The organism is Stenotrophomonas sp. YJH_SMC_101-4 (genome assembly GCF_059370395.1).
In genome coordinates, this window is the sequence record NZ_JCAFTP010000006.1 from 66,475 (window position 1) to 79,561 (window position 13,087).

Here is a 13,087-nt window from a genome sequence, read left to right on the forward strand (position 1 = left end):
ACGGCCGGTGCGCGGGGAGGCGCGCCGGCCTTCGACTCTTGAACACAGGTACCTGATGTCCGCATCCGCCCCGGTTTCCGCTCCGCCCCCGGTTCCGCCGGCTTCTGCCGCGCCGCGTGCCGTTTCGCCGTTGGCGGGGTTCTTCATCGACCTGGGCATCGCCGCCGTCACCCTGTTCGGCCTGAGCCTGATCAGCGGCCTGCTGTGGGGCCTGTACCGTGGCGTGGTGGTCGGTTACGCGAACGCGCAGGCCGGCGCTGGCGCACCCGACGCCAGTTCGGTAGCGGCGTCACTGGGCCAGCCCGGCGCGCTTGCGCAGATTCTCATGGCGCTGTTTGCCACCGGCGGTGCCGCGTTGCTGTTGTACTTCTGGCGACGGCCGGCCAACGCGGCCGAGCGCCACGCGTCGCGCCAGGCGTTGCGCCGTCCCTCCACCTGGGGCTGGACCCTGCTGGTGGCGACCCTGATCGTGCTGGGCAGCAATGGCATCGCCTTCCTGGCCAAGCAGTTCGGTATCGAGCCGGTTCCCACCAACCTGGCGCTGATGCAGAGCGCGATCGCGCGCTTCCCCTTGTTCCTGGTGCTGTTCGCGGTGGTACTGGCACCGGCCTACGAGGAGCTGCTGTTCCGCCGCGTGCTGTTTGGCCGCCTGTGGAAAGCCGGGCGTCCGTGGCTGGGCGTGGTACTGAGCAGCCTTGCTTTTGCCCTCATCCATGAAATCCCTGGCACCAGCGCCAACGGCCCGGCCGAGATCGCGCAGCTGTGGCTGGTCTATGGCGGCATGGGGGCTGCGTTCTGCTGGTTGTACCAGCGCACCGGTACGCTCTGGGCCGCGATCGCCGCGCACGCGCTGAACAACGGTGTGGCGCTTGCCGCACTTGTGTTCTTCGGGGCAACGTAACGCCGTGTCCGCTTGACGAAAGATTAAGCCGCTACGCTACACACTGCGCATATGAACACGGGGGTGGATCCATGAAACAACTGCTGCTGGCCCTTGTCATCACCACCCTGGTCAGCGCCTGCGCGACCACGACCTCCCCTACCGGCCGCCGGCAGATGGTGGGCGGGGTGTCGCAGGCGCAGCTGGATCAGCTCGGCGCTCAGGCGTTCGCCGAAACCAAGCAGAAGGAAAAGATCAGCACCGACGGCCGCCAGAACGGTTACGTGCAGTGCGTGGTCAATGCCCTGGTCGCGCAGTTGCCGCCTCAATACCGTGGCGTACGGTGGGAGACGGCGGTGTTCGTCGACAAGGAGCCCAACGCCTTCGCCCTGCCCGGCGGCAAGGTCGGCGTGAACACTGGCATCTTCACCGTCGCCAAGAACCAGGATCAGCTGGCTGCCGTAATCGGCCATGAAATCGGCCACGTCATCGCCCGCCACCACGAGGAGCGCATCACCCGGCAGATGGGCGCGCAGACCGGGCTGGCCGTGCTCGGTGCGCTGGCCGGCGCGGCCTACGGCGAAGGCGCTGCCAGCACCGTCAACCAGCTTGGTGGCATGGGCGCGCAGACCGCCTTCCTGCTGCCCGGTTCACGCACCCAGGAAAGCGAGGCCGACGTGATCGGCCAGCGACTGATGGCCCAGGCCGGCTTCAACCCGGCGCAGGCGGTCGACCTGTGGCAGAACATGATGGCCGCCAGTGGCGGTCGCAGCCCACAATGGCTGTCCACCCACCCCGACCCAGCCAACCGGATCCAGGAACTGCGACGCGATGCACCGGCTCTGACGCCGGTCTATCAGCAGGCGCAGGCGGCCGGGCTGCGGCCAAAGTGCGGATGAGTGCGCATTTCTATGCTGTATTGCAGCACATAAAACGATTTCTCACGCCATCTGTTTCTGATACGTTTGGCGGCTCAGATTTTTCTGACAGTCCGACTTTGCCGCTAACCGGCGGTTCGATCGAGGTGAACGATGATTTTCCGTAACCACAAAGCTGTGCTTTCCGTCCTCGTCGCGACCGCCCTGACCGGCGCCGTGGTCACCGATGCCTTCGCGCAGTCCTCGCGTTCGTCCGAGCGTGGCAACCGCGGCGGCAAGCAGGCCAAGGCCGAAGCGCTGTACCCGAACGCGACCCGCGAGGAGCCGACCGTCAAGGCATCGGCCAAGCTGGGCAGCAAGCTGCAGAAGATGATCGACAGCTACAACAAGGAAAAGTTCCCGGAGACGCGCACGCAGGCCGACGCGATCCTCGCTGACAGCGCCGCGAACGAGTACGACAAGTCGCTGGCCGCGCAGCTGGCCTCGCAGGCCGCCTACCAGACCGACGACACGCCGGCTGCCGTTGCCTACCTGAAGCAGGTCCTGCAGTTCAACGGCCTGGACAACAACGGCCACTTCCAGTCGATGCTGATGCTGGGCCAGCTGCAGCTGCAGGAAGACCAGACCGCCGAAGGCCTGGCGACCCTGGACAAGTACTTCGCCGAGAGCAAGTCGACCAAGCCGGAAGAACTGATCGCCAAGGGCCAGGCGCTGTACCAGCTGGAGCGCTACCAGGAAGCGATCCCGGTGCTCAAGCAGGCCATCGCCGGTGCCACCGAACCGAAGGACAACTGGAACCAGCTGCTGATGGCGGCCCTCGCCGAAGCCGGCCAGTCCGGTGAAGCGGTGAAGGAAGCCGAGGCGCTGGCCGCCAAGAACCCGAACGACAAGAAGGCCCAGCTGAACCTGGCCAGCATGTACATGCAGGCCGACCAGATGGAAAAGGCTGCCGCGGTGATGGACAAGCTGCGCAGCAGCGGCCAGCTCACCGAAGAGCGCGAGTACAAGCAGCTGTACTCGATCTATGCCAACACCGAACACAAGGAAAAGGACGTCATCGCGGTCATCAACGAAGGGTTGCAGAAGGGCATCCTTAAGCCGGATTACCAGGTCTACCTGGCGCTGGCCCAGTCCTACTACTACTCCGACCAGGTGCCGCAGGCGATCGATGCGTGGCAGAAGGCTGCCCCGCTGTCCAAGGACGGTGAGACCTACCTGAACCTGGCACGCGTCCTGCATGCCGAAGGTCGCATCCCGGAGGCCAAGCAGGCCGCCCAGCAGGCGCTGGCGAAGGGTGTGAAGAACCAGGCTGATGCCAAAAAAATCATCAACCTGAAGTAAGTAGGAATAACGCCTGAATGCCTGCACAGTTGATGCGCAGGCGCTCAGGATTGGTATAAGCTTGGAGGTTCCTGCGGTGTCATGCACCGCTGATCAGGGATTCCGCCCCCGGCATCCCGGCCCCACTATTGAGCTCTTGGCGCATGACGGAACAACTAGTCGTTCACCGGTACGAACAACCCGATGACAAGGGGCTGAGCTGGCCTCGCATCGTCGGCATCGCGTTTGTAATTGCCCTGCATCTGGCCGCGTTCATGATGCTCCTGATCCCCGCCGTGGCTCCCAAGGCTGTGGCTGAGAAGGAGCGCAACGTCATGGTGACGATCGTCGACGCCCCGCCGCCGCCGCCCCCGCCGCCGCCGCCGCCGCCGCCGACCGATACTCCGCCGCCGCCGGTGAAGAATCTGTCGCCGCCGAAGCCGTCGCCGGTCCCGCCGCCGCCGCAGGCGCCGGTCGTGGACGTGCCGGAACCGCGCCCGAACGACATCGTCACCCCGCCGTCGCCTCCGGCGCCGCCGGCACCGCCGACCTCGATCGAGGCCAGCGTGGACATCTCGTCGAAGGCCATGAATCCGCCGCGCTACCCGCCGGCAGCCTTCCGCGCGGGTATCCAGGGCGAAGTGATCCTGATCATTGATGTCGATGCCAGCGGCAACGTCACCAATGTCACGGTGGAAAAGTCCAGCCGTAACCGCGACCTGGACCGTGCTGCGATGGAAGCGGCTCGCAAGTGGCGCTTCAACGCCGCTGAAGCAGGCGGTAAGAAGACGGCAGGTCGCGTTCGCGTTCCGGTCAACTTTGCGCTGAACTGATGCGCCCGGGTGGCCGCGTGGCCACCCCCGCTCCCGGTTCGATTGTTTAGCTTAGCTACACCCTTTATCACCACACACAACAAAGGTAAGCGTCATGCTGCAGGAAATTTTCATCGCCGCTGCTGCCGGGGGCAATCCGTCCAACGCCCTGTCGCAGATGGGCTTCGAGCACCTGATCCACGAAATGACCACCAAGCCGGGTGATTTCGCGGTTTCCTGGGTCGTGCTGCTGACCCTGGTCGTCATGTCGGCCATGTCCTGGTACTGGACCGTCATCAACATCTTCCGTGCTACCCGCCTGAAGAGCGCCGCCGATCGCGTCGTCAGCCTGTTCTGGGACACCCCGAACGCGCAGGACGCCATCCGTGCGATGGAAGAACAGCCGGCTTCCGAGCCGTTCTCGAAGATCGCCCTGGACGCTGCCCAGGCGGCTGCCCACCACCAGCGCGCTGAAGGCGGCGCCACCGGCGGCGTGGGTGAGAACCTGAGCCGTTCGGAGTTCGTCGACCGCGCCCTGCGTCAGGCCGTGACCCGCGAAAGCAACAAGCTGCAGTCGGGCATGACCCTGCTGGCCACCGTCGGCGCAACCGCTCCGTTCGTCGGTCTGCTGGGTACCGTGTGGGGCATCTACGGCGCGCTGATCAAGATCGGTGCCACCGGCTCCGCTTCGATCGACGCCGTTGCCGGCCCGGTGGGTGAAGCGCTGATCATGACCGCGATCGGTCTGTTCGTCGCGATCCCGGCCGTGTTCGCCTTCAACTTCTTCAGCAAGATCAACAGCGCGACCATCAGCAAGTTCGATACCTTCGCGCACGACCTGCACGACTTCTTCGCCACCGGCTCGCGCGTCCGCTAATTGCGGCGCGCGTCACCCAGCGACGAACGTAAGTAGTCACCAAGATCTAGACGGAGCCCGTTATGGCTTTCAGTAGTGGTAACAGCGGCGGCCCCATGGCCGACATCAACGTTACGCCCCTCGTGGACGTGATGCTGGTGCTGCTGATCATCTTCATCATCACGGCGCCCCTGATGTCCCACAAGGTCAAGGTGGATCTGCCGGAAGCCAACCTGATCCAGAAGCCGGAAGACGCTGAAAAGCGTTCCGGACCGATCACCCTGGCAGTCAAGGAAGACGGCTCGATCTACTGGAACGACGAAGAAATCAACAAGCAGACTCTCGAGTCGCGCTTGGCGACCGCCGCCCAGCAGACCCCGCAGCCGCCGCTGAACCTGCGTGGTGACCGCACCACCAAGATGCGTGTCATCAACGACCTGACCAAGGTCGCGCAGGAGCAGGGCATGCTTGACGTCGGCTTCGTCGCGACCAAAGAAAAGGGGCAATAAGCCATGGCATTCAGTAGTGGTGGTGGCAAGGGCCCCATGGCAGACATCAACGTCACGCCCCTCGTGGACGTGATGCTGGTTCTGCTGATCATCTTCATCGTGACCGCGCCGATCATGACGTACCCGATCGCCGTGGACCTGCCGCAGCGCGTGCTCAACCCACCGCCGCAGCTGGTCGAACCGCCGCCGCCGATCGAACTGAAGATCGACGCCAGCAACCAGGTCTCGTGGAACAACAGCCCGATCAATACCAGCGAGCTGCAGCAGCGGATGGAGCAGGAGGTCCAGCGTGACCCGACCAACCAGCCGGAACTGCGCATCGACGCCAGCCCTGATTCCGAGTACGACGTGATGGCCAAGGTTCTGGCCGCTGCGAAGAACGCTCAGATGAAGAAGATCGGTTTTGTGCAGCAGTAATCGCTACACCGCAACACAACAGTCATGACGCGACTGCAGACGCCCCTGGAAACAGGGGCGTCTTTTTTTGTTCTCATCCTGGCACACGGGTCGAGGTTGGATCCCATCGGGTGGCATGCGCCGCTATGATCGGCGGATGCTCGCCCTCTTCGACTCCCTGCGCCACTGGCTGGACGGCATTGCCCACCTCGGTACCATCCTGGCGGTGGCCTATCTGCTGTACCTGCTCGCGCTGACCGGCTGGATCATGCTGCAGAAGCGCGAGCCGGTGGCGACGCTGAGCTGGATCCTGTCGCTGGCGCTGCTGCCGTACCTGGGCCTCTTCATCTACTACCTGCTGGGCCCGCAGAAGGTGAAGCGGCAGCGTTTGCGCCGTGGCCGCGCGCGGTCGGGCATGGAGCACTACAGCGACGTCTGCCCACCCGACGCCGACTGCACCGAGCTGGCCAAGATCGCCCAGGCCACGACCGGGCTTGCGCCGAGCAGCGCCACCGAAGTGACCTGGCTGGTGGACGGCGCGGCGACCTACGCCGCGCTGCTTGAGGCCGTCGCACAGGCACGCGACCACGTGCATCTGGAGTACTACATCTTCAACCCGGACCATGCCGGAACCGCCCTGCGTGACGCGCTGGTGGAACGTGCACAGGCCGGCGTGCAGGTGCGCCTGCTGCTCGATGCCGTAGGCTCTTCCGCCCTGCCCCGCCGCTTCCTGCAGCCGCTGCTCGACGCCGGTGGCGAAGCGATCTGGTTCCACCCACGGCAGCTGCTGAAGCCGTTCAAGCGCCCGTGGTTGAACCTGCGTACCCACCGCAAGCTGGTGATCGTCGATGGGCGCCTCGCCTTCACCGGTGGCATCAACATCACCGACGACGAGGATGAAAGCCGCAGGGCGGATGCCTACCGCGACCTGCACATGCGCATCCGCGGCCACGTGGTGCGCAGCCTGCAGCTGGTGTTTGCCGAGGACTGGCTCTACGCAAGTGGGCAGGATCCCTCGCGCATGGACATCGCCCGTCTGTGGCCGGCCGACATGCCGCTGCGCGGCGATGGTGCGATCAACGCCCAGGTGCTGGTCTCCGGTCCGGACTCGGGCTGGGAAACGATCCATCGCCTGCACGTGGCGGCGATCCAGGAAGCGCATGAGCGTGTCTGGCTGGTCACGCCCTACTTCGTGCCGGGCGAAGCGGCGCGGATGGCGTTGACCTCGGCCGCGCTGGGCGGCCTGGACGTGCGCCTGCTGGTACCGAAGATGAGCGATTCCTGGTTCGTCACCCAGGCCGCCCGCTCCTACTTCGACGAGCTGCTGCATGCCGGGGTGAAGATCTACGAGTACGGCCCGCGCATGCTGCATACCAAGGCCTTCATCGCCGACGACGATGTCTGCATCGTTGGCAGTGCCAACTTCGATCACCGCAGCTTCCGGCTGAACTTCGAGCTGTCGATGATGATCAGTGACCGTGACCGGGTGGCTGCCCTGGCCGAACTGCTGCAGGGTGAGTTCGACCGTTCCACGCGGGTGCGCGACCAGGCCGGCCGCTCGTTGTGGCTGCACCGCCTGCCCGAGGCCTTCGCCCGGCTGGCCTCGCCGCTGCTCTGACGCAGCGCTACACTGCGGCGATCACCCGGGGAGCCCCACTATGTACTGGTTGTACCTGATGCTGGCGCTGGGCTGTTTCGCCTTCGCGCTGAAGACCCCCAGCGCCGGGCTGATGACTCTGTGCCTGCTGGCCGCCCTCGCCTTCCTGCTGGCCTGGGTGCGAGGCCGCTACGTGGCCCGCTTCGGCGATCTGCAGCGCGACCCTGCCACCCTGGTCGATGCCGAGGAACTGCGCCGCCTGCGCGAGCGGGCCCAGGCCCGCCCTGGTGACGACCACAACGACCACGATCCGTCCCCTCTTTCCAAGTAGTTCCGTTCCATGACCCAGCTCAGCGTCAACGTCAACAAGATCGCCGTCCTGCGCAATTCGCGCGGCGGTGCCGAACCGGACGTGGTGCGTGCCGCCCAGGCCTGCCTGGACGCCGGTGCGCATGGCATCACCGTGCACCCGCGGCCGGACCGCCGACACATCACCGCCGAGGACGTGCTGGCGCTGTCGACGCTGACCCGCGCGCGTGGCGTCGAATTCAACATCGAAGGCAACCCGTTCGCGCCGCCGCGCGAGGGCTACCCCGGGCTGCTGCCGCTGTGCGAACAGACCCGCCCGGCGCAGGCCACGCTGGTGCCGGATGGCGATGGGCAGATCACGTCCGATCACGGTTTCGACTTCGAGCGTGACGGCGAGCGGTTGCGACCACTGGTGGCCGAACTGAAGGCGATGGGTTGCCGGGTCAGCCTGTTCGTTGACGCCGGTAATCCGCTGCTGGAGCAGGCGGCCGACGTCGGCGCCGATCGCATCGAGCTGTACACCGGCCCCTACGCCGAAGCGCACGCCGCCGGTGATGCCGAGGCGATGCTGGCGCTGTTTGCCACCGCCGCACGCCGCGCACAGGCGGTTGGGCTGGGCGTCAACGCCGGCCACGACCTGTCGCAGGACAACCTGCGTGACTTCCTGGCGAACGTGCCGGACGTGCTGGAAGTATCGATCGGCCACGCGCTGATCGGCGAGGCGCTGTATGAAGGGCTGGATGCTACGGTGCGCGGCTACCTGGCGCTGCTCTGACCGATGGATGCAGCCGAGCATGGGCTCGGCTCTACAAGGTACCCGTATCCACTGTAGAGCCGAGCCCATGCTCGGCTCAGCACCGCCCTGAACCCTTCAGGCGGCCGTCGCAGCCATTGAGACGGCCACGACGTACGCTGCCGCAATGGGTATTGCGATCAAGGGCCGAGGTTCCACGTCCCACCTTGCCGGGCGCTTTGAAAGCACCGTCAGCGAGGCGGTGGACGACGGCTGGGCGGTGGACGAGAGCGAGGAGTTCCTTGCCCCGCGCCTCCGCACCGAGGTGCGTGCCGAGACCGCGCGTAGCATCATCACCCGCAACACCTCGCCGGACGTCGGCTTCAGCCAGTCGGTAAATCCCTACCGCGGCTGCGAGCATGGCTGCTCCTACTGCTTCGCGCGCCCCTCGCATGCCTATCTGAACCTGTCGCCGGGCCTGGACTTCGAGACCAAGCTGTTCGCCAAGACCAATGCCCCCCAGCTGCTGCGCAAGGAGCTGTCGAAGCCGGGTTACGTGCCGCAGCCGATCGCACTGGGCATCAATACCGATGCGTACCAGCCGATCGAGCGCAAGTTCAAGCTGACCCGCCAGCTGATCGAAGTGATGCTGGAGACCAAGCATCCTTTTTCGCTGATCACCAAGAACGCACTGGTCGAGCGCGATATCGATCTGCTTGCACCGCTGGCGGCGGAGAACCTGGTCAGCGTGCACTTCTCGGTGACCACGCTGGACCCGCATCTTTCCGCAAAGCTGGAACCGCGCGCATCGGCGCCGCATGCACGGCTGCGCGCGATGAAGCGTCTGCATGAAGCGGGCATTCCGGTCGGTGTGATGGTGGCGCCGGTGATCCCATGGATCAACGACAGCGAGCTGGAGGCCGTGCTGGAGGCTGCGCACGACGCTGGCGCCAGTACCGCTGGTTACGTGCTGCTGCGCTTGCCGCTTGAAGTGGCGCCGTTGTTCCGCGACTGGCTGGACACCCATCATCCCGATCGTGCCGCGCATGTGATGAGCACCATCCAGCAGCTGCGTGGCGGCAAGGACTACGACAGCCAGTTCGGAACCCGCATGCGGGGCCAGGGTGTGTATGCGGATCTGTTGAACAACCGCTTCAAGCTGGCGCGCAAGCGCCTCGGCTTCAACGCGCAGAACAGTCATTGGCCGAAGCTGGATTGCAGCCGGTTCCTGAAGCCGTTGCCGCCGAAGAAGGATTCGCCGCAGGGGTCGTTGTTCTGAGTCCATCCGTCGAGCATGGCTCGACTCTACATCCGAGGCCGACGAGCCGCTCGGCGTCACCCCCCGAACAACTTCTGCGCACTCTGGAACAGGATCCAGCTGGTCGCGATGAACTTGTCCCCACCCTGCGGGCGATTGCCACGATGGGTATGAGTGAACGCAGTCGGCGCAATCAGCAGGCTGCCGGTACGAGGTGCGATCTTCCGCCCCTGGAACAGGAACTCGGTCTCGCCTTCGTCAAAGTCGTCGTTGAGGTACAGCGTCCACAACACGTGCCGATGCAGGGTCTCGGCCTGCGCATCCTTGGGGTACAGCTCGCAGTGCCAGTACGGATAGCCGCCCTCGCCTGCCGCATACCACTGCAGGTTGATCGCACCCGGACGCAGGCAGGTGCGAGCCAGGTCGGCCAGCTGCTGCGGTGGCATGTCAGGGAAGTCCTCGGCAGACAGGCGTCGCGGTTGGCCGTTGCTGTCCTGGATCTGCAACATCAGCGGGGCGATCAAAGCCTGTGGATAACGGCGTAGATAAGTCAGCAGGCCGTTGAACACCGCGATCTGCAGCTGCTGGTCGACATCCTGCCAGCCGTCCAGGCCACTGATACGCAGATCCTTGCTGTGCTTGAGTTCCGGGAACACGCCACTGCCCACGGCACCGGGCTGCAGGCCACGCGTGGCGCGCAGGCGTTCAACGATGGCCGCGCAGACCTCGCTGGGGACGGCGTTGTGGATGACTTCGATGAAATCGACCGGGCCCTGCTCGTGCATGCGTGCATTCCTTAGGCGGCAACGGCTTGATGGTGCCGTTTGCCGCCCTCGGTGTCACCCCACGGTCATGTCATCGAACTGCCATGACCGCTGTCAGGCGATAGGCCGTCAGCCCTGTGCGTCGTCGTGCGCGTGGTGGTAGCGCACGGCTTCAGCCACTTCCTCGCGCGAACCGAGGAACACCGGCACGCGCTGGTGCAGCTGGTCGGGCTGGATGTCGAGGATGCGCTCGCGGCCGGTCCAGGCGGCGCCGCCGGCCTGTTCGACCAGCAGGCCCATCGGGTTGGCTTCGTACATCAGGCGCAGCTTGCCGGCCTTGGACGGATCCTTCTTGTCCCACGGGTAGATGAAGATGCCGCCGCGGGTCAGGATGCGATGCACGTCGGCCACCATGCTGGCGATCCAGCGCATGTTGAAGTTCTTGCCGCGCGCGCCTTCCTTGCCCGCCAGCAGGTCGCCGACGTAGGCCTGCATCGGCGCTTCCCAGTGACGCTGGTTGGACATGTTGATGGCGAACTCCTGGGTTGCCGCCGGGATCTGCATGTTCTCGGTGGTCAGCACGAACTCGCCCTTCTCGCGGTCCAGGGTGAAAGCATGGGTACCGTGGCCGACGGTCAGCACCAGCTGGGTGCTGGGCCCGTAGATGCAGTAGCCGGCGGCGATCTGCTTGCTACCCGGCTGCAGGAAGGCGTCATCGCCCGGAAGTTCGACATTGGTCGGGCAGCGCAGTACCGAGAAGATGGTGCCGACGGAGACGTTGACGTCAATGTTGGAGCTGCCGTCGAGGGGATCGAACAGCAGCAGGAAATCGCCGCGCGGGTAGATGTCCGGCACCGGCTGGCTGTGGTCCATTTCTTCGGAGGCGCAGGCGGCGAGGTGGCCACCCCAGGCGTTGGCTTCGAGCAGGATCTCGTTGCTGATCACATCCAGCTTCTTCTGCGCTTCGCCCTGCACGTTGCCGGTACCGGCGTCGCCGAGCACGCCACCGAGGGCGCCCTTGCTGACGGCGATGGAGATGCTGGTGCAGGCGCGGGCGACGACCGCGATCAGCTGGCGCAGGTCGGCATTGATGCGGCCGGCGTGCTGTTCCTGGATCAGGAAGCGGGTCAACGAAGTACGGGACATGGTCGGGCAGGTCTCGGCAGCGGGAAAACGCCTATTGTCGCCCGTATGGCGGGGCCGTGCGTGAGCGCGGGAAGGCGTAATCGTTTCCAGATGCGTTGCGCTGTCGGCGCCTTCCTTCATGGAGGCGCAGGGCGAGGCACACCGTGGCCAGGACCGTGAGGCGCATGGATGCGCCGACCGAGCCCCCATGGATGGGTTTACGGCGTGTCCTGGCCACGGTGTGCCTCGCCCTGCGCTTCAGGGTTCGCCGCGAGCGCGGAGGGTGTGGCAAAGGCAGAGGCAAAGCAGAAGCAAAAACAAAGGCGCCTTTCGGCGCCTTTGTTCTCAAACCCGTGCAGCCTTGCTTCAGCCCTTGGCGACGGTGGCCACGGCCTTGGCGACGTATTCCAGGTTGTTCTGGTTCAGCGCGGCCACGCAGATGCGGCCGGTGCCGACGGCGTAGATGCCGAACTCGTCGCGCAGGCGTTCGACCTGCTCGCGGCTCAGGCCGGAATACGAGAACATGCCGGCCTGTTCGTTGATGAAGCCGAACTGCGGGGCACCTGCAGCGGCCAGCTTCTCGACCAGGCCGTGGCGCAGGGCGTGGATGCGCTCGCGCATCTCGGTCAGCTCCTGCTCCCACATCGCACGCAGTTCCGGGTTGGTCAGCACGCCGGCCACCAGCGCAGCACCGTGGGTGGACGGGCTGGAGTAGATGGTGCGGATCACGCGCTTGACCTGCGACTGCACGGCCTTGGCGTCAGCGGCGGTCGGCGCCACCATCGACAGCGCACCCACGCGCTCGCCGTACAGCGAGAACGACTTGGAGTACGAGTTGGCGACGATGAAGCTGTCGATGCCTGCTTCGGCGATGATGCGCACCGCGGCGCCGTCCTGTTCGATGCCCTTGTCGAAGCCCTGGTAGGCCATGTCGATGAAGGGGAACAGCTGGCGGTCCTTCAGCAGCTGCGCGACCTGCTTCCACTGGCTGACCGTGAGGTCGGCACCGGTGGGGTTGTGGCAGCAGGCATGCAGCAGCACCACGGTGCCGGCTTCCAGCTTGCCCAGGTCGGCCAGCATGCCGTCGAAATCAACCCCATGGGTGGTCGGGTCGAAGTAGGTGTAGTCCAGCACCTCGAAACCGGCCGCGCTGAACACGGCGCGGTGGTTTTCCCAGCTCGGGTTGCTCAGCGCAACGGTGGCGTGCGGCAGCAGCTTCTTCAGCACGTCGGCGCCGACGCGCAGCGCACCGCTGCCACCAACGGTCTGTGCGGTGGTGACGCGGCCGGCGGCCAGCAGCGGCGAGTCCTTGCCAAACACCAGCTCACGCGTGGCCTGCGTGTACGCCGGCAGGCCATCGATCGGCAGATAGCCGCGCGGTTTGGCTTCAGCGGCGAGCTGCTGCTCGATCTGCTTGACGGCGCGCAGCAGCGGAATGCGGCCGCTCTCGTCGTAGTAGATGCCCACACCCAGGTTGACCTTGGTCGGGCGGCTGTCGGCGTTGTACGCCTCGGTCAGGCCCAGGATCGGGTCGCCTGGGACCAGTTCCACGTTTGCAAAGAAGGACACGGCGGTACTCGTTCGGTAGACGGAAAGGGGGAGGAATTGCGCCACGCGGTTCGCGGCTTTTCGGCCGGAAACAGCCCATCG

At 65.4% G+C, this 13,087-nt stretch carries 14 protein-coding genes; 11 read left to right on the plus strand and 3 right to left on the minus strand.

Going from position 1 to position 13,087, the window contains the following annotated elements; translation table 11 throughout:
- The first annotated feature begins 55 nt into the window (after positions 1–55).
- The 11 genes from AC5P8D_RS18915 to AC5P8D_RS18965 all read left to right on the plus strand — a co-directional run bounded on the left by AC5P8D_RS18915 (position 56) and on the right by AC5P8D_RS18965 (position 9,569).
- Positions 56–901, plus strand: coding sequence for a CPBP family intramembrane glutamic endopeptidase (locus AC5P8D_RS18915; protein ID WP_043397715.1), 846 nt, complete (start codon positions 56–58; stop codon positions 899–901).
- Between the two features lie 71 nt (positions 902–972).
- Positions 973–1,779 (plus strand): M48 family metallopeptidase, encoded by an 807-nt coding sequence (locus AC5P8D_RS18920; protein ID WP_010487422.1) that lies wholly within the window; start codon positions 973–975, stop codon positions 1,777–1,779.
- 132 nt (positions 1,780–1,911) lie between these two features.
- Entirely contained in the window at positions 1,912–3,099 is a 1,188-nt protein-coding gene (locus AC5P8D_RS18925; RefSeq protein ID WP_010487420.1) for a tetratricopeptide repeat protein, read from the plus strand.
- 143 nt (positions 3,100–3,242) lie between these two features.
- The gene (locus AC5P8D_RS18930) at positions 3,243–3,911 is read left to right on the plus strand and encodes an energy transducer TonB (RefSeq protein ID WP_010487418.1); all 669 of its coding nucleotides are present in this window, start codon (positions 3,243–3,245) and stop codon (positions 3,909–3,911) included.
- Positions 3,912–4,005: 94 nt separating this feature from the next.
- Positions 4,006–4,767, plus strand: a complete 762-nt coding sequence (gene exbB / locus AC5P8D_RS18935; protein ID WP_004132614.1) for a TonB-system energizer ExbB — start codon at positions 4,006–4,008, stop codon at positions 4,765–4,767.
- Positions 4,768–4,829: 62 nt separating this feature from the next.
- Positions 4,830–5,255 (plus strand): ExbD/TolR family protein, encoded by a 426-nt coding sequence (locus AC5P8D_RS18940; RefSeq protein ID WP_005411739.1) that lies wholly within the window; start codon positions 4,830–4,832, stop codon positions 5,253–5,255.
- A gap of 3 nt (positions 5,256–5,258) precedes the next feature.
- Positions 5,259–5,672: an ExbD/TolR family protein gene (locus tag AC5P8D_RS18945; RefSeq protein WP_005411740.1), complete on the plus strand. Its 414-nt coding sequence runs from the start codon at positions 5,259–5,261 to the stop codon at positions 5,670–5,672.
- A gap of 136 nt (positions 5,673–5,808) precedes the next feature.
- A complete protein-coding gene (gene cls, locus AC5P8D_RS18950; protein ID WP_029550763.1) occupies positions 5,809–7,269 on the plus strand; it encodes a cardiolipin synthase in 1,461 nt (486 codons plus the stop codon).
- 40 nt (positions 7,270–7,309) lie between these two features.
- A complete protein-coding gene (locus AC5P8D_RS18955; RefSeq protein WP_329759981.1) occupies positions 7,310–7,579 on the plus strand; it encodes a hypothetical protein in 270 nt (89 codons plus the stop codon).
- 9 nt (positions 7,580–7,588) lie between these two features.
- Positions 7,589–8,332: a pyridoxine 5'-phosphate synthase gene (locus tag AC5P8D_RS18960; protein WP_049480384.1), complete on the plus strand. Its 744-nt coding sequence runs from the start codon at positions 7,589–7,591 to the stop codon at positions 8,330–8,332.
- A 145-nt stretch (positions 8,333–8,477) separates the two neighbouring features.
- Entirely contained in the window at positions 8,478–9,569 is a 1,092-nt protein-coding gene (locus AC5P8D_RS18965) for a PA0069 family radical SAM protein (RefSeq protein ID WP_043397720.1), read from the plus strand.
- A 56-nt stretch (positions 9,570–9,625) separates the two neighbouring features.
- Here the strand turns inward: AC5P8D_RS18965 and AC5P8D_RS18970 are convergent, their stop codons facing one another.
- The 3 genes from AC5P8D_RS18970 to AC5P8D_RS18980 all read right to left on the minus strand — a co-directional run bounded on the left by AC5P8D_RS18970 (position 9,626) and on the right by AC5P8D_RS18980 (position 13,006).
- Complete coding sequence (locus AC5P8D_RS18970) at positions 9,626–10,333, minus strand: 2OG-Fe(II) oxygenase (RefSeq protein ID WP_019337497.1); 708 nt, start codon at positions 10,331–10,333, stop codon at positions 9,626–9,628.
- 108 nt (positions 10,334–10,441) lie between these two features.
- Complete coding sequence (locus tag AC5P8D_RS18975) at positions 10,442–11,458, minus strand: class 1 fructose-bisphosphatase (protein WP_014035428.1); 1,017 nt, start codon at positions 11,456–11,458, stop codon at positions 10,442–10,444.
- A gap of 345 nt (positions 11,459–11,803) precedes the next feature.
- Entirely contained in the window at positions 11,804–13,006 is a 1,203-nt protein-coding gene (locus AC5P8D_RS18980; protein WP_043397726.1) for an amino acid aminotransferase, read from the minus strand.
- Between the last annotated feature and the right edge of the window lie 81 nt (positions 13,007–13,087).